This window comes from Rhodococcus sp. S3, assembly GCF_058211795.1.
The window spans coordinates 3532841-3556175 of sequence record NZ_CM177074.1; the positions used below are offsets into that span (position 1 = coordinate 3532841).

General features: G+C 69.1%; 23 protein-coding genes. 18 read left to right on the forward strand and 5 right to left on the reverse strand.

Annotation, left to right across the window (positions count from 1 at the left end; all coding sequences use genetic code 11):
* The first annotated feature begins 147 nt into the window (after positions 1–147).
* On the forward strand, positions 148–474 hold the full coding sequence (locus tag AC0LPE_RS16535) for an acyl-CoA carboxylase subunit epsilon (protein WP_059382283.1): 327 nt from the start codon (positions 148–150) through the stop codon (positions 472–474).
* Position 475: 1 nt separating this feature from the next.
* A complete protein-coding gene (locus tag AC0LPE_RS16540; RefSeq protein ID WP_059382284.1) occupies positions 476–1138 on the forward strand; it encodes a Maf family protein in 663 nt (220 codons plus the stop codon).
* A 30-nt stretch (positions 1139–1168) separates the two neighbouring features.
* Here the strand turns inward: AC0LPE_RS16540 and AC0LPE_RS16545 are convergent, their stop codons facing one another.
* On the reverse strand, positions 1169–1585 hold the full coding sequence (locus AC0LPE_RS16545; RefSeq protein WP_059382285.1) for a group III truncated hemoglobin: 417 nt from the start codon (positions 1583–1585) through the stop codon (positions 1169–1171).
* Between the two features lie 62 nt (positions 1586–1647).
* Here AC0LPE_RS16545 and AC0LPE_RS16550 point away from each other — a divergent pair, with 62 nt between their 5' ends.
* From AC0LPE_RS16550 to AC0LPE_RS16600, 11 genes are all read left to right on the forward strand, one after another.
* The gene (locus tag AC0LPE_RS16550; protein WP_490604839.1) at positions 1648–2541 is read left to right on the forward strand and encodes a sulfurtransferase; all 894 of its coding nucleotides are present in this window, start codon (positions 1648–1650) and stop codon (positions 2539–2541) included.
* Positions 2538–2951, forward strand: coding sequence for a SufE family protein (locus AC0LPE_RS16555; protein ID WP_059382287.1), 414 nt, complete (start codon positions 2538–2540; stop codon positions 2949–2951). Before AC0LPE_RS16550 ends, AC0LPE_RS16555 begins: the two co-directional genes overlap by 4 nt.
* Positions 2952–2958: 7 nt before the next feature.
* Complete coding sequence (locus tag AC0LPE_RS16560) at positions 2959–4419, forward strand: condensation domain-containing protein (RefSeq protein ID WP_490604840.1); 1461 nt, start codon at positions 2959–2961, stop codon at positions 4417–4419.
* A gap of 120 nt (positions 4420–4539) precedes the next feature.
* The gene (locus AC0LPE_RS16565; RefSeq protein ID WP_085468532.1) at positions 4540–6330 is read left to right on the forward strand and encodes an acetyl/propionyl/methylcrotonyl-CoA carboxylase subunit alpha; all 1791 of its coding nucleotides are present in this window, start codon (positions 4540–4542) and stop codon (positions 6328–6330) included.
* Between the two features lie 136 nt (positions 6331–6466).
* A complete protein-coding gene (locus AC0LPE_RS16570) occupies positions 6467–6844 on the forward strand; it encodes a DUF1707 SHOCT-like domain-containing protein (RefSeq protein WP_059382290.1) in 378 nt (125 codons plus the stop codon).
* 119 nt (positions 6845–6963) lie between these two features.
* Positions 6964–7398, forward strand: coding sequence for a DUF1707 SHOCT-like domain-containing protein (locus tag AC0LPE_RS16575; protein WP_088897731.1), 435 nt, complete (start codon positions 6964–6966; stop codon positions 7396–7398).
* Positions 7399–7401: 3 nt separating this feature from the next.
* Positions 7402–7764 carry a VanZ family protein gene (locus AC0LPE_RS16580; RefSeq protein WP_490604841.1) on the forward strand — a complete coding sequence of 121 codons (363 nt, stop codon included), beginning with the start codon at positions 7402–7404 and terminating at the stop codon, positions 7762–7764.
* Between the two features lie 97 nt (positions 7765–7861).
* Complete coding sequence (locus tag AC0LPE_RS16585) at positions 7862–8179, forward strand: SAV_915 family protein (protein ID WP_059382292.1); 318 nt, start codon at positions 7862–7864, stop codon at positions 8177–8179.
* The gene (locus AC0LPE_RS16590) at positions 8176–8457 is read left to right on the forward strand and encodes a hypothetical protein (RefSeq protein WP_059382293.1); all 282 of its coding nucleotides are present in this window, start codon (positions 8176–8178) and stop codon (positions 8455–8457) included. The genes AC0LPE_RS16585 and AC0LPE_RS16590 overlap by 4 nt, the downstream gene beginning before the upstream one ends.
* A 2-nt stretch (positions 8458–8459) precedes the next feature.
* Positions 8460–9596, forward strand: coding sequence for a hypothetical protein (locus AC0LPE_RS16595; RefSeq protein ID WP_490604842.1), 1137 nt, complete (start codon positions 8460–8462; stop codon positions 9594–9596).
* A complete protein-coding gene (locus AC0LPE_RS16600; protein WP_490604843.1) occupies positions 9583–10521 on the forward strand; it encodes a hypothetical protein in 939 nt (312 codons plus the stop codon). Before AC0LPE_RS16595 ends, AC0LPE_RS16600 begins: the two co-directional genes overlap by 14 nt.
* A 3-nt stretch (positions 10522–10524) precedes the next feature.
* On the opposite strand, the gene AC0LPE_RS16605 is transcribed toward AC0LPE_RS16600, so the two are convergent.
* The 3 genes from AC0LPE_RS16605 to AC0LPE_RS16615 form a co-directional block, all read right to left on the reverse strand.
* Entirely contained in the window at positions 10525–11355 is an 831-nt protein-coding gene (locus AC0LPE_RS16605; RefSeq protein WP_059382296.1) for a tyrosine-protein phosphatase, read from the reverse strand.
* Positions 11356–11403: 48 nt separating this feature from the next.
* Positions 11404–12738 carry an L-lysine 6-transaminase gene (lat, locus tag AC0LPE_RS16610; RefSeq protein ID WP_059382297.1) on the reverse strand — a complete coding sequence of 445 codons (1335 nt, stop codon included), beginning with the start codon at positions 12736–12738 and terminating at the stop codon, positions 11404–11406.
* A 67-nt stretch (positions 12739–12805) separates the two neighbouring features.
* Positions 12806–13270, reverse strand: coding sequence for an Lrp/AsnC family transcriptional regulator (locus tag AC0LPE_RS16615; protein ID WP_016692799.1), 465 nt, complete (start codon positions 13268–13270; stop codon positions 12806–12808).
* A gap of 36 nt (positions 13271–13306) precedes the next feature.
* On the opposite strand from AC0LPE_RS16615, the gene amaB reads away from it, so the two are divergent.
* Positions 13307–14812, forward strand: a complete 1506-nt coding sequence (gene amaB, locus AC0LPE_RS16620) for an L-piperidine-6-carboxylate dehydrogenase (RefSeq protein ID WP_490604844.1) — start codon at positions 13307–13309, stop codon at positions 14810–14812.
* Between the two features lie 22 nt (positions 14813–14834).
* Here amaB and AC0LPE_RS16625 read toward each other — a convergent pair whose 3' ends face one another.
* Entirely contained in the window at positions 14835–15092 is a 258-nt protein-coding gene (locus AC0LPE_RS16625) for a DUF7218 family protein (RefSeq protein WP_016692801.1), read from the reverse strand.
* 100 nt (positions 15093–15192) lie between these two features.
* Here AC0LPE_RS16625 and AC0LPE_RS16630 point away from each other — a divergent pair, with 100 nt between their 5' ends.
* The 4 genes from AC0LPE_RS16630 to AC0LPE_RS16645 are packed head-to-tail and all read left to right on the forward strand — an operon-like array spanning position 15193 to position 23334.
* Complete coding sequence (locus AC0LPE_RS16630) at positions 15193–16740, forward strand: AMP-binding protein (RefSeq protein WP_490604845.1); 1548 nt, start codon at positions 15193–15195, stop codon at positions 16738–16740.
* Entirely contained in the window at positions 16737–18122 is a 1386-nt protein-coding gene (locus AC0LPE_RS16635) for an FAD-binding oxidoreductase (protein ID WP_490604846.1), read from the forward strand. Before AC0LPE_RS16630 ends, AC0LPE_RS16635 begins: the two co-directional genes overlap by 4 nt.
* 37 nt (positions 18123–18159) lie before the next feature.
* Positions 18160–18720: a hypothetical protein gene (locus AC0LPE_RS16640; RefSeq protein WP_490604847.1), complete on the forward strand. Its 561-nt coding sequence runs from the start codon at positions 18160–18162 to the stop codon at positions 18718–18720.
* Positions 18721–18771: 51 nt separating this feature from the next.
* Positions 18772–23334 (forward strand): ATP-dependent helicase, encoded by a 4563-nt coding sequence (locus tag AC0LPE_RS16645; RefSeq protein WP_490604848.1) that lies wholly within the window; start codon positions 18772–18774, stop codon positions 23332–23334.
* Position 23335 lies beyond the last annotated feature (1 nt).

Below are 23335 nucleotides of genomic sequence, written 5' to 3' on the forward strand. Positions count from 1 at the left end.
GCAGGACCGGGCGCATCCCGGTCCTGCCGCGACCGTACGGCGTAGCACGTCGCCGACGACGTGCGATGAACCCGAGAGAGGGATCGACATGACAGCGACCCGGTGGGCATCCGATGCCCGTGTGGACGCGTATCCGGGGGGTGCCCTGTGACAGCGACGGCAGAGGACAAGATCATCACCGAGTTCGAGGTCGAAGAGCAGTCGCCCGCGGTCGAGGCCACGGCCGCCGACGGTGCGGCCGAAGCGCCCCAGGAGAACACCGCGGTTGCCGAGACCGCGGCCGCCATCCGCATCGTCAAGGGCAACCCGTCCGACGAGGAGATCGCGGCTCTCGTCGCCGTGCTCGCCGCTGCCGCTGCGTCGGCGAGCGACGAGGTCGTCGACACCCGGCCGCCCGAGACCTGGGGTGATCCGACGCGGATGCACCGTCGGTGGGCGCCGTTCTCGCCGTATTCGTACCCGAACCGCGGCTGACATGCCCCGGCTCGTTCTGGCCTCGGCTTCACCCGCCCGCCTCGCGGTTCTCCACGCGGCGGGCGTGAAGCCGTTGGTGCAGGTGTCGGAGGTCGACGAGGACGCACTGATCGCGTCCCTCGGGCCCGGCACGCCACCGGCGCAGGTCGTCACCGAGCTCGCCCGAGCCAAGGCCACCGACATCCTGCCCGTCCTGCGCGAGCAGAGGCTGCGCGACGCCGTCGTCATCGGATGCGATTCGATGCTGCTGATCGACGGTGCTCTGCAGGGCAAGCCCGGCACCGTCGAGGCGGCCCGGAAGCGCTGGCGGACGATGGCCGGTCGCAGCGGTGAGCTGCTCACGGGCCACGCCGTGCTCCGCATCCGGGACGACGAGGTCGTCGCGGAGGCCGCCGACCACAGCGGCACCGTCGTGCACTTCGGCACCCCCACCGACGAGGAACTCGAGGCATATCTCGACAGCGGTGAGCCGCTCGAGGTGGCCGGTGCCTTCACGCTCGACGGTCACGGGGGCTGGTTCGTCGAGCGCATCGAGGGCGATCCGTCGTCGGTGATCGGCATCGGGTTGCCGCTGGTGCGGCGCCTCCTCGCCGAGGTCGGCATCTCCGTCGCACGCTTGTGGGCCGAGAACGCCGCGATCCCCCTCGAGTCGCTCGAGAACTGAGCCGGACCGGCGAATCCGGTCGCGCGGGCTCTATCGAGCCGTGCCGCCGTACAGGGTCTTCTGCAACGAGCCCACCATCGCCGCGGCCTTGCTCTTCGCGCGCTCCGCGTCCACGCCGTGGAACATCTCGTCCACGGTCCCGCACCACAACTGCAGCCACCGCTCGAATCGGGCGGGGGTCAGTCCGTGGTGTCCGTGCAGCGCCCGGTGCACCGGCACGAATGCTCCGCGATAGCGGGTCGTGCGGAAGAGGATCTGCTCCCAGAAGTCGCCGACGACCACCAGATGGTCGTCGAGTCCGACCACAGCGAGCACGTCGAAGGCCGGCGCGAGCACGGGATCGTCGAGGGCCCGTTCGTAGAACCGCCGGACCAGCAGGTCGATGTGCTCCCGCGATGCGAGCTCGACCGGGACCGCCCGGTCGCCGTTGGTGTCACTGCGGGTCACGTCCCGTCACGGTACCGCCTAGAATCGACGGCGCACCTGCCACCACAGCCTCAGGAGCCCATGTGCCCGTCGCACCCGATAGCAACCCTTCGTTCGCCGTCTACGCGGATCCCAACCGTCTCGTGTCGACGGAATGGTTGTCCGCTCATCTCGGCCATCCCGAAGTGAAGGTCGTAGAGTCCGACGAGGACGTCCTGCTCTACGACGTGGGGCACATCCCCGGTGCGGTGAAGATCGACTGGCATCTCGATCTCAACGACCCCGTCACCCGCGACTACATCGACGGCGAGCAGTTCGCCGCGCTGATGGACCGCAAGGGCATCCGCCGCACCGACACCGTGATCATCTACGGCGACAAGTCCAACTGGTGGGCCGCCTACGCGCTGTGGGTCTTCACCCTCTTCGGTCACGAGGACGTCCGTCTGCTCGACGGTGGCCGCGACGCGTGGATCTCCGAGAACCGCGACACCACCCTCGACATCCCCGTCGCCACGACGAGCGGCTACCCGGTCGTCGAGCGCAACGACGCGCTGATCCGCGCGTTCAAGGACGACGTCCTCGCGCACCTGGGCAAGGGCCCGCTGGTCGACGTGCGGTCGCCGCAGGAGTACACCGGCGAGCGCACCCACATGCCCGACTACCCGGAGGAGGGCGCCCTGCGCGGCGGCCACATCCCCACCGCGGTGTCGATCCCGTGGGCGAAGGCGGCGGCGCCGGACGGCCGGTTCCGTTCGCGGCCCGAACTCGAGGAGATCTACGGCGACATCGACAAGGATGCCGACGTGATCGCCTACTGCCGGATCGGCGAGCGTTCGAGCCACACCTGGTTCGTGCTCACCTACCTGCTCGGATACTCGAACGTGCGCAACTACGACGGTTCGTGGACCGAGTGGGGCAACGCGGTCCGCGTGCCCATCGTCAAGGGCAAGGAGCCCGGAGAAGCGCCGGCAGCATGAGCATCCCCGCCCCGCTCGCCGAGATCGTCGACGACTTCGCCGCCGTCGAGGGTCAGGACAAGCTGCAGTTGCTACTGGAGTTCAGCCGCGAGCTCCCGCCCCTTCCCGCGGAGCTGGAGGAGGCGGCGATGGAGCCGGTGCCCGAGTGCCAGTCGCCGCTGTTCCTGTCCGTCGACGCATCCGACCGTTCGCGGGTGAAGCTCCACTTCAGCGCCCCCGCGGAAGCGCCGACCACGCGCGGCTTCGCGTCGATCCTGCATCAGGGACTCGATGGTCTGAGCGCGCAGGAGATCCTCGACGTACCCGACGATTTCTACGCGTCGCTCGGGCTCGCCGAGGCGGTCAGCCCGCTGCGGCTGCGAGGAATGAGCGCGATGCTCACGCGTATCAAGCGGCACCTCCGAGCCTGACGCGGTCATGGAGTTCACCGAGCTCGCCGACTACCGGATCCCCCCGGGTGTTCTCACCGAATGGCTGCCGTGCGCGGCCGAGGACGACTGGCGCGAGGACCCCCGCCCCGCCTCGTACATCCACGAGGCGCATCTGAGGCGTACCTCGGGGGTCCGGTACGGCGGGGGCCGCGACTCGTGGCTCGGCACGGCCTTCGAGGTCGCCGGTCCGCTCGACACCGAGCGGTTCCGGCGGGCCCTGCAGCGGTGGATCGACCGGCACGAACCGTTGCGCAGCCACGCGCACCTCGCCGAGGAGCAGAGCGGCGGCGGTCTGGTGCGGCGCACCGCTCCCCCGGGCCGGGTGTCGGTGCGGCCCATCCGGCACGATCCCGCCGATCCCGGCACCATCCACGACCACCTCCTCGGCCTGTTCGACGACTACACGACGCCGCACCTGTGGCCGTCCTACGTCTTCGCGACGCTCGAGCGGACACCGGACGGGAATGCCGACGACGCGGGGAGCGCGAAGGACACCGACGAGCGGTTCACGGTCTTCTTCGGCGCCGACCACTCCATCATCGACGGGTACTCGGTGGTGCTCGTGGCGCACGAGATCTCGGCGCTCTACGAGGAGGAGCGCACCGGTCGCGCCGCCGACCTGTTCCCGGTGGGCAGTTACATCGATTTCGGCGCCGCCGAACGCGACGAGTCCGCGCAGCTCGACGACCACGACGAGGCCGTGCAGATCTGGCGGCGGACCCTCACCGAATGCGGCGGCGAACCGCCCGCCTTCCCCCTTCCGATCGGTCCGCGACCCGCGCACTCCACACCCCAGCAGCGACTCTCGGAACGCTGGTTCGACGACGACGAGGCGAGTGCCTTCGCGGCGTGCTGCCGGCGCGCCGGGACGGGTTTCTTCGCCGGTGTGCTGGCGTGTTTCGGCCGGGCGACGGCCGAGTTCACCGGCGCGGAGCGGTTCCGGACGGTCGCGCCCGCACACACCCGCGCCGGGCCGATCTGGGCGGGTTCGCTCGGTTGGTTCGTCGGCCTGCGCCCGATCGATCTGAAGCTCACGGACACAACGGATTTCGACACTCTGGCGATGCGGGCCGGCGACGAACTGCACCGCACCCGCGCGAGCGCCCGGGTGCCGTTCGTGCGGGTGGGTGAACTCCTCGGCGTGCCCATTCGTCCCCGTTTCGTCGTCTCGTACATGGACGTGCGGTTCGTGCCGATGGCGGCCCAGTGGCCCGAATGGAACGCCCAGGCGCTGCGCAGCCGCAGCTTCACGCACGACGTCTACGTGTGGATCAATCGCACGCCCGAGGGTGTGAACATGTCGGCGCGATTCCCCGACAACACCATCGCGGGCGAGAACGTTCCGAGCCTTCTCACGCGCACTCGCGAACTGATGCACGAGGTCGCGGTGGGTGGGCCGTGGATCGCGCAGCCGGAAACGGCAGCAGTCCCACCTACCGGTGAGTAGCATTGTGCGCTCGAACGGCCGCCGTAATGTATATGGGCATCCGGTTACATCGTCGATCCGATCGCCGCTTAGACTGCCCGTCGACGGAAATAACCTAACGATCGATCAACAGGAGGCTCCGTGCCCAGTCATGCCAGCGCGCAGATCACGAAGGTGCTCGTCGCGAACCGCGGCGAGATCGCTGTGCGGGTCATCCGAGCCGCCAAGGACGCGGGCTACGGCAGTGTCGCCGTCTACGCCGAACCGGACGCAGACGCACAGTTCGTGAAGCTCGCCGACGAGGCGTTCGCGCTGGGCGGCAACACCTCGGCCGAGTCCTACCTGGTGTTCGACAAGATCCTCGACGCCGCCGCCAAGTCCGGCGCCGACGCCATCCACCCCGGCTACGGCTTCCTCTCCGAGAACGCCGACTTCGCCCAGGCCGTGATCGACGCCGGCCTCATCTGGATCGGCCCCTCGCCGCAGTCCATCCGCGACCTCGGCGACAAGGTCACCGCCCGCCACATCGCCGAGCGCGCCAAGGCTCCGATGGCGGCCGGCACCAAGGACCCGGTCAAGAACGCCGACGAGGTCGTCGAGTTCGCGAAGAAGTACGGCGTGCCGGTCGCGATCAAGGCAGCCTTCGGCGGCGGTGGACGCGGCATGAAGGTCGCGCAGACCATCGAGGAGATCCCCGAACTGTTCGAGTCGGCCACCCGTGAGGCCGTCGCCGCCTTCGGTCGCGGCGAGTGCTTCGTCGAGCAGTACCTCGACAAGGCCCGCCACGTCGAGGCCCAGGTCATCGCCGACCAGCACGGCAACGTCATCGTCGCCGGCACCCGCGACTGCTCGCTGCAGCGCCGCTTCCAGAAGCTCGTCGAGGAGGCCCCCGCGCCGTTCCTGACCGACGAGCAGCGCAAGCGCATCCACGACTCCGCCAAGGCCATCTGCCGCGAGGCCGGTTACTACGGCGCCGGCACGGTCGAGTACCTCGTGCAGGGCGACACCGTCTCCTTCCTCGAGGTCAACACCCGCCTGCAGGTCGAGCACCCGGTCACCGAGGAGACCGCCGGCATCGACCTCGTGCGTCAGCAGTTCCGCATCGCCAACGGCGAGAAGCTCGAGCTCACCGAGGACCCGACCCCGCGCGGCCACTCCTTCGAGTTCCGCATCAACGGTGAGGACGCCGGTCGCGGCTTCCTCCCCGCCCCCGGCCCGATCACCGTCTACAAGGAGCCCACGGGCCCCGGCGTGCGCGTCGACTCGGGTGTCGTCCAGGGCGACGTCATCGGCGGTCAGTTCGACTCGATGCTCGCCAAGCTGATCGTCACCGGTGAGACCCGCGAGCAGGCGCTGCAGCGCGCTGCCCGTGCGCTGGCCGAGTTCGAGGTCGAGGGCCTGGCCACGGTGATCCCGTTCCACCGCCACATCGTCCGGAACCCGGCGTTCGTGGGCGACGGCGAGAAGTTCGATGTCTACACCAAGTGGATCGAGAACGAGTGGGAGAACACCATCGAGCCGTACACCGGTGGTGCCCCGATCGAGGACGAGGACGAGGCCCTGCCGCGTCAGAACGTCGTCGTCGAGGTCGGCGGACGCCGCGTCGAGGTGTCGCTGCCCGGCCAGTTCTCGCTCGGCGGTAACGGCGGCGGTGCCGGCGCGATCCGCAAGAAGCCGAAGCCCCGCAAGCGCGGTGGCGGCGGCGCCGGCAAGGCGTCGGGCGACGCGGTGACCGCACCCATGCAGGGCACGGTCGTCAAGGTCGCGGTCACCGAGGGCCAGGAGGTCGCCGAGGGCGAACTCATCGCCGTGCTCGAGGCCATGAAGATGGAGAACCCGGTCAACGCTCACAAGGCGGGCGTCGTCACCGGCCTGGCGGTCGAGCCGGGTGCCGCGGTCACCCAGGGCACCGTGCTCACCGAGATCAAGTAGGACGCCGCTCGAGCAACGCTCGGGCAACACGGCAGCTCCCGACGAGTCCCCCGCATCGCTCACGATGCGGGGGACTCGTCGTATCGGCCGTGTCGCGGCCCGGCTCCTGCGCGCGAAAAACCACTAGCCTGGAGTCATGGCCGACCGCCCCGACATCCGCATAGGCACCGCCGAGCGTGAAGAAGCCGTCGCGCTGCTCGGCGAGCACTTCGCCGCGGGCCGTCTCAGCCTGGCGGAGTTCGACGAGCGGGTCGCGCTCGCCACGCAGGCCACGGTGCGCGGCGACCTGATCCCCCTCTTCGCCGACCTGCCCTCCGCGCCGGCGGCGATGGCTACGACCGGGCCGCGTGATCTGGTGGAACAGCTGCTCACGCTGGTTCCGTTCATCCTGGTCGCGTTGCTCGTGATCGTCGTCTTCCGGCATCCGATCGCGCTGCTCATCGCCTTCGGCGTGCTGTTCGTCGTCGGTCGCCGGGCCTACCGGCTCCTCGGCGAGGGCCGCGGGCCGTCCTGACCTCGCGGTGCCCGGCCGCGTCCTCCTGCCGTCGCGGAGATCCTGTAGTGGGGATCACAGCCCTTCGCGGGGTGCCCGTGCCTGTCGCCGGTCCGACCGCACAGGTTAGTGTGGCCGGCATGCCCGAACACCCCGACATCCGGATCGGCAACGCAGAACGCAGTGAGGCGCTCGACCTGCTCGGCGAACACTTCGCGCTCGGCCGGCTGACGCTGTCGGAGTTCGACGAACGCAGCGCGAAGGCGTCGGCCGCGACGACGCGGGGCGATCTCCAGGTGCTGTTCACCGACCTGCCCGCCCACGTCACGGAGCTGCCCACGACGACCCGCGACGACCTGCCGGTGATCACCCCGAGGAAGGATCCCGAGCGTCGGCGCGAGATCGTGATGGGGCTGACCCCGCTCGTCGCGCTCGTGTTGTTCTTCACGTTCGACACGTGGTTGTTCTTCCTGTTGATCCCCGCCGTGGGCATCGTCCTGTTCGCCGGTCGCGACCGGCACGGGCACAGCACCGACGACGCCGACACCCACCGTGGTGAGAACAAGAACGCCTGAACCGTGCCGTTCACGCTCCTCCGGCACCGCGCTCTGCCCCTGGTCCTCGCGGTCGTCGTCATCACCGCGATGCTGCTCTCCCCCGGCGGCACCGTGCCGAGCGGTCCGCCGCACGCCGACAAGGTCACGCACGCACTGATGTTCGTGGCCCTCGCGCTCTGCTCCCGCTACGCACGGATCTCCCCCGTCGTCACGGTGGTGTGGCTGGGCCTCTACGGCGTGCTGACGGAGATCCTCCAGGCCACCGTCGCGGTCCGGCGTTCCGGATCGTTCTGGGACTGGTGCGCCGATCTCGTCGGCGTTGCGATCGGCCTCGCCGTCGCGGCCGTCGTCGGCTCACGTTCTCGCACGCGGTCGAAACCGTAAGCATCAACCCGTGATTCGTCACAAACCCTGACGCTGGTAGCCTCCTCCGCGCCGACAGTCCGACGGGGGATCGGACGGGCTGCTCACGGGGGAACGAATGTCGCAGGAACAGGTCGCGGACGCACTACCGACGGTGCTCCCGCCGTATCTCTACCTACCGTGCGCGGAAGCGGTCTCGGATCCGGCCGATGCCACCGTCGACTATCGATATCTCAGCGACGGCCGCATCGCGCTGCTCGCCTACACGGCACTCGACCGTCTCCACTCCTGTTGCGGCGCCGGGCAACCGTGGCTGGTGCTGCCCACGCACGTGCTCCCGCGACTGCGTGAGGCACAGCCGTGGGATTCGCTGCTGCTCGACGTCCCGATACCCGAAGCGGAACGTCGACACCCGGCCTCCGGAGACGCGAGATGAGCCTGTACGTCGATCCCGACGAACTCGATCGGGCCGCAGGCATCTACACGGGTGCGGCCACGGACACCGCAGATCTCGTCGACACCTGCCCCACAAGCGTGGACGCGGGTCTCGCGACCGGCCCGCTCACCGGCATGCTTGCGCAGATCGTCACCGACCTCGCCGGCATGGTCGAGCTCCTCGGCGGAACGGGTGGCCTGCTGACGACCACAGCGCAGACGTACCGGGACGCCGACGACGAGGCCGCCGCCGCGCTCGTCCGGACCTGGTCGGAGTGACCGTGCCGATCGACACCTTCATCGCCGGCAACCCCACCGACATCCGACGGGTCGAGGACTGGATTCGCACGACGCTGGGCACCACGATCGGGAACGTCGCCGACGCCGCGGCCCGGGCGCGTCGCATCGCCGACGACGCCTGGGACGGCGACGCTTCCGAGACCTACCTCGACAGGTCGAGCGAACACGTCCACGCCATCGACGATTTCCACGAGCGGACATCGAGGACCGCCGATGTCTTCGCGGGCCTGGCGGGCGAACTGTCGCGCGCCCTGTCCGACATGGCCGACATCCGCGCTCGTGCCTTGGCCGCGGGACTGCCGGTGGTGTGCAACACGATCAGCGATCCTCCCCCGGGTGACGACGAAGCCGCTTTCCGGAGGACCTCGGCATATCAAGAAGCGAGTGACGCCGCCGAGGCGGTGCACGCTCGCTGGTCCGTCGCAGTCGCAACCGCCACGAACACCTGGACCGGACACCCGTGGTCCGCGTCCTTCCTCGTGAGCACCGCGCTCGACTACGTCGACAAGAACCTGCAAGGCAGGATCGCGGACCTCCTCACCATGCAGCAGCACCTCCAGACCGAGGCGATCCGTGAGATGGAGCGATTTCTCTCGCTTTCGCCGGACACACCCTACGACGAGTTACGACGTCTGTTCGGTTCTGCGCGGGAACCACTCGACGATCTGGTGGCGACCACCGGACGCCTCGACGACATGGCATCGATGTCCCGGACCGCCGGCCGGGCCGCGGGGACCATAGGTCTCGTCGCCGGTGTCGGGCTCGACTATTTCGCGGGTGGTGAGTCCCTCGAACAGGCCGTGGTATCCAACGGCCTCGGTCTCGGAGCATCGATAGCCGCCGGTTCCGCGGCAGGTGCGATGGTCGGGTCGATCGTTCCGGGCGCCGGCACGGCGTTCGGAGCGGTGGTCGGCGCAGCAGCAGGGACGGTCACCGGAATCTTCACCTCCGGCGCGGTCGACAATCTCTACGAGTCGAGCACGAAATCGATCGGTGGATCCTTCAGCGCTGGCCTGGCCGAAGTCGGAAGTGCTGCAAGCGCAACCAAAGAACTCGCCGGTGCCTCCATCGGAGGATTGGCCAGGCTGGGACGAGGAGCATTCGATGCCATCTTCTGACGACCACGGTCTCCGCACCTACGGCGACTCGCGTGCCCCTTTCGTCGTTCTCGGGACCGGAATCGTCGGTCTCGTCTTCCTGCTGCTCGTCCCGGCAGTGTTGATCGAGCAGGCAGCACAGGGGGCTCCCCTCGAACTGCCCAGGGGCTGGCCGGTAATCCTGGCGCTGAGCGCCACGATCCTCATGTATCCGGTGCTCGGCTTCCTCATGTACAGCCCTCGCACGAAGGCGGACCACATCACGGCGGACACCGGATCCACGGCACCGGCGCTGGTTCTGCGGCAGTCGTCCTGGGTGTTCCGGATCGCTTTCGTCCAGATCGGAGCGTTCACGCTCATGCTCCTCGGGCTCATCTGGCTGACGGGCGAGCCCGACGAACAGCGGCTGGACATCAACGTCGTCCTGGCCGTCCTCGCCTGCGCGTGGCAGGTCGGCTACTGCTTCCTCATCGTCCGACACAAACTACGCCCCGGTTACATCACACTCTCCGCCGAGGGAATCCGCTTCAGCGATCACGCCACGGACACCTGGATCCCCTGGGAGGCAACGGCGTCCGGAGTACTGGCCGATCCCCTCTATGTCGTCGTGCCGGCCCTACCGGCGCGTGGCGCCACCACGAGTTCGCGGGTTCCGTTGCCGTGGCGGATCATCGACGACCGCAAGGACGGCGACCTACGTCCCTCATCCCGACGCCGCCCCGGTCATACTGCCCGCATCGACCGGCGCCGGTTCGAGATCGCACCCGAACTCCTCGACGCCGTGCTCGACCACTATCTCCGCGACCCCGACGCCCGCGCCGAACTCACCGATCCCGACGCTGTCGCACGCCGAGTCGACGAGCTGCGCTCCTACGCACCCGGACCGCGGTGGCGACGCTACGGTCCGGTCCCCGTGCCGACCCTGAGCACGCCGGCGCCGAGGTGACGGTCAGGCGGTCACGTTCGAATCGACGAGCCGGGTCCGCAGGGCCTGCAGGGTGTCGTCGTCGAGACCGAGTCCGGCGGCGAAGTACTGCTCGATGGTTCCGTAGCGCGACAACGCCTCGTCGATCGCCACCTCGAGGTACTCGCGGCGCACACCGAGCAGGGGCGTGATCAGGTCCGGATCGCCGCCGAGCGATGCGAACCGGGCGAAGAAGTCGTCGAAATGCGGGAGCAGTTCGTCGTTGGTGCGGAGATAGTCGGTGAACACGGCCTCCTGGTCGGCGCCGGCGAACAGGAGCAGCGACGCCGCCGCCCACCCGGTGCGGTCCTTGCCGGCACTGCAGTGCACGAGCCCCGGAACGTCGCCGTGCGCGACGGTGTCGGCCAGGGTCCGGTACGACGCCACTGCGCTCGGAAGAGTGACGAAATCGCGGTAGCTCTGACGTAGGTAGTCGGTGGCGCGACCGTCGCCGAGTATCTGCGACACCAACTCCGGATTCGACACGAGTTGCGGCAGCGCCGCCGCGATCGATCCGCCTTCACGATCGGCGAGGACGTCGAGGCCGAGGTGCCGGGCGCCGTCGGGGACGCGATCGGGACGGGCCTGCTGCTCCTCGAGCGTGCGCAGGTCGAAGACCGTCGCGATACTCAGGGCATCGAGGGTCTCGATGTCGGTGTCGGTCAGGCGGCTGAGGTCGGTGGAGCGGAAGACCACCCCGGTGCGGACCACGCCGCCGAACGAACTACGGCAACCGCCGATGTCCCTCAGGTTGGCGAGCGACGGAATCGCGAAGGATTCGCCGCCGGTCACGGTCTCGTCCAGTGCATCGGCCATATCCGACAAGCTACCGCCGTGCGGCCCCGAACAGGGGGACCCGCCCCGTCATTCGTACTGCGAGGTCACCCTGTCGAGCGCGTCGAGGGCCTCGTCGAGCTCGTGGGTGGTGACGATCAGCGGCGGCCGGAAGCGGATGCCGCGCGTGCCCGTCCCGATCACGAGGACGTGCTCGTCGCGGTACAGCCGTCGCAGCACCTCGTCGCGGATCTCCGGAGTCGGGAGATCGACCGCGCACATCAGTCCGCGTCCCCGCGGTTCGGTGACGACCGGTCGTCGCGCGGCGATCTGCTGCAACCCCGACAGCAGGTGCGCTCCGCTCAACCGGGCGCGGTCGATCAGCCTGTCGTGTTCGACGACCTCGAGGATGCGGCGGGCCCGCACCATGTCGGTGAGATTGCCGCCCCACGTCGAGTTGATCCGCGAGCTCACGGCGAACACGTTGTCGGGTACCTCGTCGATGCGTTCACCGGCCATGATCCCGCACACCTGCGTCTTCTTGCCGAAGGCGACGATGTCGGGGGTGACGCCGAGCTGCTGGTAGGCCCACGCGGTGCCGGTCGTGCCGGCACCCGTCTGCACCTCGTCGAAGATCATCAGGGCGTCGTTCTCCCGGCACAACTGTGCGATCGCCCGGAAGAACTCGGGACGGAAGTGATGGTCGCCGCCTTCCCCCTGGATCGGTTCGGCGATGAAGCACGCGATGTCGTGGGGACGTTCGGCGAAGGCGCGGCGTGCCTGTTCGAGGGCCTTCTCCTCGGCCGCGGCGACATCGCGTCCCTCGGCGAGATAGGGCGCGTCGATCCGCGGCCAGTCGAACTTGGGGAACCGGTCGGTCTTGACCGGATCGGTGTTGGTCAGAGACAGGGTGTACCCGGTGCGGCCGTGGAAGGCCTCGGTCAGGTGCAGCACCGATCCGCCCAGGTGGGCGGGCAGACCACGGGACTCGTTGAGGCGGCTCTTCCAGTCGAACGCGACCTTGAGCGCGTTCTCCACTGCGAGCCCACCACCGTCGACGAAGAACAGGTGCGGCAGCGCCGGATCGCCGAGGACGCGCACGAAGGTCTCGACGAAGCGTGCCATGGGCACGGTGTAGATGTCGGAGTTGCTGGGCTTGTTCGCCGCGACGGCGGCGAGTTCGTGCGCTGCCTCCGGATCGGTCAGCGCCGGATGGTTCATCCCGAGCGTGGACGACGCGAAGAACCCGAACATGTCGAGCCACGTGGTTCCGTCCCGGGCGTCGACGAGGCGTACTCCGCGGGAACGGTCGAGATCGAGGACGAGGTCGAAACCGTCGGCGAGCATGTGCCGGCCGAGGATGCTGTGTACCCGGTCGGGGGCGAGGTTCTCGGCACCGTCCGGGTTTCGGAATGCAGTGCTCATGACCCCACCGTACGCGATAATCAACGGGGCAAACCCGGTATCACAGCAACACTTACGGCGTAGATGCCTATCGTTCGTAAAATGTTTGCAGGACGACGGTGCTGCGGGTCGCGACGTTGGCGGTCGCACGGATCTCCTGCAGCAGCCGTTCGAGAGCGCGAGGAGACTCGACACGTACGAGGAGGATGTAGCTTTCGTCGCCCGCCACCGAGTGACACGATTCGATCGCGGAGATGTGCCGGAGACGGGCCGGTGCGTCGTCGGGTTGCGACGGGTCGAGAGGGGTGATCGCCACGAACGCCGACAACATCAGCCCGAGCGCTTCGGGATCGACGCGCGCACTGTATCCGCGGATCACGTTGCGCGCCTCGAGTCGGCGCACCCGCGACTGCACAGCCGAGACGGACAGTCCTGCCTTCTCGGCGAGCGCCGCGAGCGTCGCGCGACCGTCGGCGACCAGTTCGCGCAGCAGCATCCGATCGATGTCGTCCAGCGACTCCTTCGACGAGTCGTTTCTCGAGGATTCGGGCACCAGCGCAGGGTATCCGAGCAGTAAAGGAGCTCACCGATGAATGCGACCACCGATCTCGCCGATCGCGCGGCGACCGCTCTGAGGCAGTGCGGCGTCGACGCCCTGCCCGACGACGCGGCGCTCGCGGTGACCAGCCCGATCGACGGCAGCGTGATCGGGCACCTCCCGGTCCACTCGGCCGCCGAGGTCGACGCGACGATCACAGCGGCGGCACAGGCCTTCGAACAGTGGCGGGACATCCCCGCTCCGGTGCGCGGCCGCGTGGTGCGAAGGCTCGGCGAACTTCTCGTCGAACACAAGTCGGATCTCGCCGAACTCGTCACTCTCGAGGCGGGAAAGATCCCGTCGGAGGCCGCAGGCGAGGTGCAGGAGATGATCGACGTCTGCGAGTTCGCCGTCGGTCTGTCGCGACAGCTCTACGGGCGGACGATGCCGTCCGAGCGACCCGGGCACCGCCTCATGGAGATCTGGCATCCGCTCGGCGTGGTGGGCGTGATCTCCGCGTTCAACTTCCCCGTGGCGGTGTGGTCGTGGAACACCGCGATCGCGCTGGTGTGCGGCGACCCGGTGGTGTGGAAGCCGTCGGAGACCACCCCGCTCACCGCGCTCGCCTGCGACGCGCTGCTGCGCCACGCCGCCACCGATGTCGGCGCCCCCGAAGGGCTCCACCATCTTCTCCTCGGCGACCACACGGTGGGTGAAGCGCTCGTCGACGACCCTCGAATCGCGCTGGTGAGTGCGACCGGCTCCAGCCGGATGGGGCGGATCGTCGGGCCGCGCGTCGCGGCCCGGTTCGGCCGGAGCCTGCTCGAACTCGGCGGCAACAACGCGGCGATCGTCGCTCCGTCCGCCGATCAGGATCTCGCCGTCCGGGGCGTCGTGTTCGCGGCCGCCGGAACGGCGGGCCAGCGCTGCACCACCTTACGTCGGCTGATCGTGCACCGGTCGATCGCCGACGAGTTCGTCGATCGCATCGCGAAGGCGTACTCGGGTCTGCGGGTGGGGAATCCGCTGGACGAGGGTGTCCTCGTGGGTCCGCTCATCTCGGAACGGTCCTACGAGGCGATGACCGCGGCGCTCGACCGCGCGCAGGCCGACGGGGGCACGCTCGTCGTCGGCGGCGACCGAGTGGAGGTCGCCGGTGGTGGCGTGTACGTCTCGCCCGCGCTGGTCCGGATGCCCGCGCAGACCGAGGTGGTGCGCGAGGAGACCTTCGCCCCCATCCTGTACGTCCTCGACTACGACGATCTCGACGAGGCGATCGCCCTGCACAACGGTGTGCCGCAAGGACTCTCGTCGTCGATCTTCACACTCGACCAGCGGGAGGCCGAACTGTTCCTCGCTCGATCCGACTGCGGTATCGCCAACGTCAACATCGGCACCTCGGGGGCCGAGATCGGGGGTGCCTTCGGCGGGGAGAAGCACACCGGCGGTGGGCGCGAATCCGGATCGGATGCGTGGAAGGCGTACATGCGGCGGGCGACGAACACCGTCAACTACTCGACGGAGCTGCCGCTCGCCCAAGGTGTCGAGTTCGGCTGATCCGAACTCGGGGTCCGGGTGGCTAATGGTTGCGCAGTGCGTCGATCAGCTCGTCCTTCTTCATGTCGGAGTAACCGGTCATGCCCAGTTCCTTCGCGCGCTTCTTCAGGTCGTCGACCGTCCAGTCGTCGTAGGAGCCGGACTTGCCGCCCTTCTTCCCGACCTCCGACTTGCCCTCGTTCGCAGCGGCATTGGAGATCCGGGCTGCCTTCTCCTTCGAGGCGCCGTCCTCGCGCAGCTCCTCGTACATCTTCTCGTTCTTGATCGACGGGTTCGGCATCGTCTTCTCCTTCCATGGTCCTTCCGCACGGGTACCCGACGACACTGCGCCCAATCAGAGGATATGTGGCCTGTGACACATCCTGTGGTAGACCTTGGGCATGTATCCAGGGAACTTCGTCGCCACCACGCCCGACAAACCCGCGATCATCCGCCCCGCCACCGGGGAGTCGCTGACCTATCGCGAACTCGACGAACGCTCGATCCGGCTGGCGAAGTACCTGAGGTCCCTCGGCCTCGAACGCGGCGATCACATCGCCCTGATCTCGAACAACGACCTGCGGGTCATGGAGGTCTACTGGGCGGCCCTGCGCTCGGGCCTCTACATCACCGTCGTCAACTGGCACCTGACCCCGGCCGAAGCCGCCTACATCGTCGACGACTGCGGCGCGAAGGCCCTCGTCGTGTCGGCGCAGGCCGTCGGTGCGGTCGACCTGTCCCCCGGCGCGTATCCCGGCGTCACCCACCGGTTGGCGTTCGGTGGGTCGCCGGCCGGTTTCGAGGAGTACGACGCCGCGCTCGCCGGTTTCGACGCGACACCGCTCGACGACCAGCCCCGGGGCCAGGACATGCTGTACTCGTCGGGCACCACGGGCCGGCCCAAGGGCATCAAGCCGAAGCTCCCTGACGGGCAGGTCCAGGACATCCCCGACCCCTACACGGCGGTCTTCGCCCCGATGTACGGATTCGACGACAGCACCGTCTACCTGTGCCCTGCACCGCTGTACCACGCTGCGCCACTGCGCTTCTGCGGCACGATCCAGTCGGTCGGCGGCACCGTGATCCTCATGGACCACTTCGATCCCGAGGAAGCGCTCGCGCTCATCGACCGCTACTCGGTCACGGCGAGCCAGTGGGTGCCGACGATGTTCGTCCGGATGCTCAAGCTCCCCGAGGAGATCCGCGCGAAGTACGACGTGTCGAGCATGAAGGTCGCGATCCACGCCGCGGCGCCGTGCCCTCCCGAGATCAAGCGGGCGATGATCGAGTGGTGGGGGCCGGTGATCAACGAGTACTACGCCTCCACCGAGGGCGCCGGCGCGACGTTCATCGACTCCGCCCAGGCCCTCGCCCATCCCGGCTCGGTGGGCCGTGACGGTGCCCTGGGCACCGTCCACATCTGCGACGACCAGGGGCAGGAACTGCCCACCGGCTCGATCGGCACGGTGTGGTGGGAACGCGACGAGCGTTCGTTCGAGTACCACAACGACCCGGTGAAGACCGAGGAGGCGACGCATCCCGAGCATCCGACGTGGACGACCAGCGGCGACATCGGTTATCTGGACGAGGAACGCTATCTCTACCTCACCGACCGGGCCGCGTTCACGATCATCTCGGGCGGCGTCAACATCTACCCGCAGGAATCCGAGAACGTCCTCACGCTGCATCCGAAGGTGTTCGACGTCGCGGTGATCGGCGTGCCGAACGAGGAGATGGGTGAGGAGGTCAAGGCCGTCGTGCAGCTCGTCGACGGAATCGAGCCGAGCCCCGAACTCGAGCAGGAACTGCTCGCCTACGTCCGCGGCCGTGTGTCGCACTTCAAGGCGCCGCGCAGCATCGATTTCTCCGACGACCTCCCGCGCACCCCGACGGGCAAGCTCGTCAAACACAAGCTGCGTGCGCGCTACGTGGAGCCGGTGCGCGGATGAGCCGCCCGGCCACCGATACGACCCCGGCCCTCGACGAACTCGCCGGGCAACTACCCGCCGGCGTGCTGGTCACCGATCCCGACATCCTCGCCGGCTACCGGCAGGATCGTGCGCAGGACCCGGACGCCGCAGTTCCGCTCGCGCTCGTGCGCGCGACGTCCACTGCGGACGTGCAGGCGACACTGCGGTGGGCGAACGCCCACAGGGTGCCGGTGGTACCCCGCGGTGCCGGGACGAGCCTGTCCGGTGGGTCCGGCGGGCTCGCCGACGGGATCGTGCTCAGCACCGAGAAGATGCGGGCGATCACCGTCGACACCGCGACCCGCACCGCCGTCGTCCAACCCGGTCTGCTCAACGTCGAGGTGAAGCAGGCCGCGGCCGAACACGGCCTCTGGTATCCGCCCGATCCGTCGTCCTTCGAGATCTGCACGATCGGTGGCAACGCGGCCACCAACGCCGGTGGGCTGTGCTGCGTGAAGTACGGGGTGACGACCGACTACGTGCTCGGACTCGAGGTGGTCCTCGCCGACGGCACCGCGGTGCGGCTCGGCGGTCCGCGGGTCAAGGACGTCGCGGGCCTGTCGCTGACGAAGCTGTTCGTCGGCAGCGAGGGCACTCTGGGGGTCATCACCGAGGTGACCCTGCGACTCGTCCCACCGCCGCCACCGGCCTCCACGATGGTCGCGACCTTCGCCACCGTGCAGGCCGCCGCCGACGCGGTCGTCGCGATCACCGCGGTCCTGCGACCGGCGATGCTCGAGTTCATGGACAGGGCGTCGATCGGGGCGGTCGAGGACATGCTCCGCATGGGACTCGACCGCACCGCCGAGGCCATGCTCATCGCACGCTCCGACGCACCCGGCAACGCGGCCGCGGAGGAGATCGAGATCATGGTGCGGGCCTGCCGCGAGGCCGGCGCCGACGACGTCTTCGCGACCGACGACCCCGAGGAGGGTGAGGCGTTCACCGTCGCCCGCCGCATGGCGATCCCGGCCGTCGAGCGCACCGGCAGCCTGTTGCTCGAGGACGTCGGGGTGCCGATCCCCGCACTGCCGGAACTGGTGAGCAGAATCGCCGATCTCGCAACCCGACACGACGTCACCGTCGCCGTGATCGCCCACGCCGGGGACGGCAACACCCACCCGCTGATCGTCTACGACCCCGCCGACGAGGATATGACGGCGCGGGCACAGACGGTCTTCGGGAAGATCATGGATCTCGCGATCGAACTCGGCGGCACCATCACCGGTGAACACGGTGTCGGCCGGCTCAAGAAGGCCTGGCTACCCGATCAGGTGGGACCGGACGTGATGGCGTTGACCGAGCGGATCAAAGCCGCGCTCGACCCGAACGCGATCCTGAATCCCGGCGTGGTGATCTGATGACCCACACCACATCGGCTGCGGTCATAATCGTCGCGTGAACACCCGTGTGCCCCCGTCAACGACCGCCCTGCCGCTGCGCGAGACCAAGTACCGCGAGCTCGAACAGTATCCCGAGTTCGGCTCCGTCACGGCCTGGCTCCGCGACGTCGTGTCGTCGATCGTGCCCAACGCCCGCATGAGCGAATGCGAGTACTGGTCCGTCGTGTGTCTTCCCGCCGGGGATCCGGACGACCCGCGGAAGCCGCTGGTGTCGGTGCATGCCGGCAACATGGCGGTCGCCGGGGTGTTCGTCGATCTCTCGGCCGGGCAGCGGCGCCTCGCCGGCTACGTCCGCGTGTCGGGGGCCGAACTGGAGAAGGCGTCGGGCTCGACCCGAGAACAGCTCGCCGCGGACTCCCCCGCCCTCTCCTTCGTCGACGAGGGCTCCGTGGTGTCCGTGGTGTGGAGCGACGAACCCCCCGCGCGGGAGCAGTTCGAGGCGTTGCCGTGGCGAGCCCCGGCGCGAGCGCTCGTGACGGAACTGATGCGCGGCGGACGCAACTCCTGGGCCGACGACCACTGCCGGCAGATCGCCCGGTTCGCGTACGACGACTGAGCGGGTTCACCTGCGACGACTGAGTGTGTCGGTCGGCGGGTAGACGATGGGATGGTGACCGACATCCTCGATCGTTTCTCCGCGCCGACCCGGGCGTGGTTCGCCGGGGCGTTCGAGTCCCCGACCCCGGCCCAGCTCGGCGCGTGGGATTCGATCTCCTCGGGAGCCCACACGCTCGTCGTCGCCCCCACCGGCTCGGGCAAGACCCTGTCGGCGTTCCTGTGGTCGCTCGACAGGCTCTCGTCCACCCCGGCCGACGAGCACGCCGCGCGTGAGCACCGCACCCGCGTGCTGTACGTCTCGCCGCTCAAGGCCCTCGCCGTCGACGTCGAGCGCAATCTGCGGTCTCCGCTCGTCGGCATCACGCAGACCGCGAAACGGCTCGGTCTGACGCCACCCGACATCACCGTCGGTGTGCGTTCCGGCGACACCTCCCAGGCCGATCGTCGCGCCATGGCGCGCACGCCACCGGACATCCTCATCACGACGCCCGAGTCGCTCTTCCTCATGCTCACCTCGTCCGCGCGGGAGAACCTCGTCGGTGTCGAGACGGTGATCGTCGACGAGGTCCACGCGGTGGCGGGGACGAAACGCGGGGCGCATCTCGCGCTGTCGCTCGAGCGTCTCGACCAGCTCCTGCGCGCGCCGGCCCAACGCATCGGGTTGTCGGCCACCGTGCGACCGCACGAGGAGGTCGGCCGGTTCCTCGCCGGTTCCGCCCCCATCCGGATCGTCGCGCCGCCCTCGGCGAAGACGTGGGATCTCGCGGTGCGCGTACCGGTCGAGGACATGACCGAACTCGGGGTTTCCGAGCCCGACGAGGAATCGTTCTCACCCACACCGCAGGCCGGGTCGATCTGGCCGCACGTCGAGGAGCAGATCGTCGATCTCATCACCGAGCACCGGTCGACGATCGTGTTCGCCAATTCCCGGCGACTGTCCGAACGTCTCACCGCCCGGCTCAACGAGATCCACGCCGAACGCCTCGGCGAGGAGGTGGACCGCGAGGGCGCACCACCTTCACAACTCGGGTCGCCCACCGAGACCACCGCCGGTGCTGCCCCCGTGCTCGCCCGCGCCCACCACGGGTCGGTGAGCAAGGACCAGCGCGCCCTGATCGAGGACGACCTCAAGTCGGGCCGGTTGCGGTGCGTGGTGGCGACGTCGAGTCTCGAACTCGGCATCGACATGGGTGCGGTCGATCTCGTGATCCAGGTCGAGGCTCCGCCCTCGGTCGCCAGCGGTCTGCAACGCGTCGGCCGCGCCGGTCACCAGGTGGGCGAGACCTCGCGCGGCGTGCTGTTCCCCAAGCACCGCACCGATCTCGTGCACTGCGCGGTGACCGTCGAGCGGATGGTCGAGGGGCACATCGAGGCGCTGCAGATCCCGGCGAATCCGCTGGATGTGCTCGCCCAGCAGACGGTCGCGGCCACGGCCCTCGAACCCGTCGAGGTCGACGACTGGTTCGACACGGTGCGGCGCAGCGGGTCGTTCGCGACGCTCTCCCGCGGTGTCTACGAATCCGTCCTCGACCTGCTTGCCGGTCGCTATCCGTCCGACGAGTTCGCCGAACTCCGCCCGCGGGTGGTGTGGGACCGCACGGCCGGCACCCTCACCGGCAGGCCCGGCGCCCAGCGACTCGCGGTCACCTCCGGCGGCACGATCCCCGATCGTGGTCTGTTCACCGTGTACATGGTCGGCGAGAAGAACACGCGGGTGGGCGAACTCGACGAGGAGATGGTCTACGAGTCGCGGGTGGGCGATGTCTTCGCGCTCGGTGCCACCAGCTGGCGGATCGAGGAGATCACCTTCGACCGGGTGCTGGTCTCCCCCGCCTACGGCCGGCCCGGCCGATTGCCCTTCTGGCACGGCGACAGTCAGGGTCGCCCCGCCGAACTCGGTGCCGCGCTCGGTGCCTTCCTCCGCGAGATGGGGCACGCCTCACCGGAGGACGCCGAGACCCGCTGCCGCAAGGGCGGTCTCGACGACTACGCCACCGGCAACCTCATCCGTCTGCTCGACGAGCAACGCACCGCCACCGGGCACCTGCCCACCGACCGCACGCTCGTCGTCGAACGGTTCCGCGACGAACTCGGCGACTGGCGGCTGGTGCTGCACTCGCCGTTCGGGTTGCGGGTGCACGCACCGTGGGCGCTCGCGGTGGGCGCGCGACTGCTCGAACGCTACGGCGTCGAATCCCATCCCACCCCCTCGGACGACGGCATCATCGTCCGGTTGCCCGACACCGACGACGCCCCACCCGGCTCGGAGATCTTCATCTTCGACACAGAGGAGATCGACGACATCGTCACCGAACAGGTCGGCGGATCCGCATTGTTCGCGTCCCGTTTCCGGGAGTGCGCGGCGCGGGCCCTGCTCCTGCCCCGCCGCAACCCCGGCAAGCGGGCCCCGCTGTGGCAGCAGCGCCAACGATCGGCGCAGCTGCTCGACGTCGCTCGCCGCTATCCCGACTTCCCCATCCTGCTCGAGACGGTGCGCGAGTGCCTGCAGGACGTCTACGACCTGCCCGCCCTGCGCGACCTGCTCGGCAGTATCGCCCAGCGCAGGATCCGGCTGGTGGAGGTCGAGACCCCCACGGCCTCACCGTTCGCAACGTCGCTGCTGTTCTCCTATGTGGGCGAGTTTCTGTACGAGGGCGACAGCCCGCTCGCCGAGCGGCGGGCCGCGGCGCTGTCGCTCGACTCGACGTTGCTCGCCGAACTCCTCGGCCGGGTCGAGCTGCGCGAACTGCTCGACGCCGACGTCATCACCGAGGCCGAGCACGAACTGCAACGACTGACCCCGCAGCGACGGGCGCGAGACGCCGAGGGCGTCGCCGATCTGCTGCGCCTGCTCGGTCCGCTCACGGACGCCGAACTGTGCGAGCGCACCACCGACGATCCGGCGGAGTGGATCGCCGACCTCGAGACCCAGCGTCGCGCGTTGCGGGTCTCGTATGCCGGTGAACATCGGTGGGCGGCGATCGAGGATGCCTCGCGTCTGCGCGACGCGCTGGGCGTGCCCCTGCCGATCGGCGTTCCGACGGTGTTCGTCGAGCCGGTCCCCGACCCGCTCGGCGATCTGATCGCCCGGCACGCCCGTACCCACGGTCCGTTCACCACCGCGCAGGCCGCCGCCCGGTTCGGACTGGGCACAGCCGTCGTCGAATCCGTCCTCGACCGGCTGGCCGCCGAGAAGCGCGTCACGGCAGGCGAATTCCGGCCGGGCGCGAGCGGATCGGAATGGTGCGACACGGAGGTGCTCCGGAGGCTGCGGCGCCGGTCGCTCGCCGCCGCCCGGCAGGACGTCGAACCCGTCAGCACCACGACCCTCGGACGCTTCCTGCCCGACTGGCACCACCTCGGCACCGGCCCCGGCACGAGTGCGCTCTACGGCATCGACGGTGTCCTCACCGTCGTCGAACAGCTCGCCGGGGTACCGGTGCCCGCGAGCGCCCTCGAACCGCTGATCCTCGCTCCCCGCGTGCGCGACTACACGCCGACGATGCTCGACGAGCTCACCACGACCGGCGAGGTCTTGTGGTCGGGTGCCGGGTCCATCTCCGGGAAGGACGGCTGGGTGGCACTGCATCCTGCCGATCTGGCCCCGGTGAGCCTGGCCCCGGTCGACGACATCGAGCTCGGACCGGTGCACCGGGCGATCCTCGAGTCGCTCTCGGGCGGCGGCGCGTACTTCTTCCGGCAACTCGTCGACGCCGTCACCGCCCTCCACACCACGGCGAGCGACACGACGGTCGCCGACGCTCTGTGGGAGCTGGTGTGGAGCGGGCACGTCGCGGGCGACACCCTCGCCCCGCTGCGCGCCCTGATCGGCGACACCTCCCGCGCCAAGCCCGCCCACCGCACCCCGCGCCGGGCGCCGCGGGCCCGGATGTACCGAGCGCGGCCCACCCTGCCGAGCCGCACCGGGCCCCCGACCGTCAGCGGGCGCTGGTCGATGCTGCCCGAACGCGAGACCGACGCGACGGTCCGCGCACACACCACCGCCGAACTGCTGCTCGAGCGGTACGGCGTGGTCACCCGCGGTGTCGTCGTCGGCGAGGGTGTGCCCGGCGGATTCGCGACGATGTACAAGGTGCTCAGCCGGTTCGAGGAGACGGGCCGGTGCCGCCGCGGTTACTTCGTCGATTCGCTGGGCGGAGCGCAGTTCTCGACACCGTCGGTCGTCGACCGTCTCCGGTCGTTCTCGGATTCGATCGAGGGCCGGCACTCGGAGACCGCGGCCGTCACCCTCGCGGCGTGCGATCCGGCCAACCCGTACGGTGCGGCACTGCCGTGGCCGAAGTCGTCGGCCGACGACGACGCGCCGCGGCACCGGCCGGGCCGCAAGGCCGGTGGACTCGTGGTGCTCGTCGACGGGGCGCTCGTGCTGTTCGTCGAACGCGGCGGACGCACGCTGCTCACCTTCGACGACGATCCGGGCCGGTTGCGCAGCGCATGCGCGTCGCTCGCTGCGAGCGTCAAACGCGGTGGTGTCGACAAGATCGTCGTCGAGAAGGTCGACGGTGAGACGATCCATGGGCACGAGTTCGCCGGATATCTTGCCGAAGCGGGATTCTCGGCGACCCCGCGCGGCTACCGGCTGAGGTTCTGAC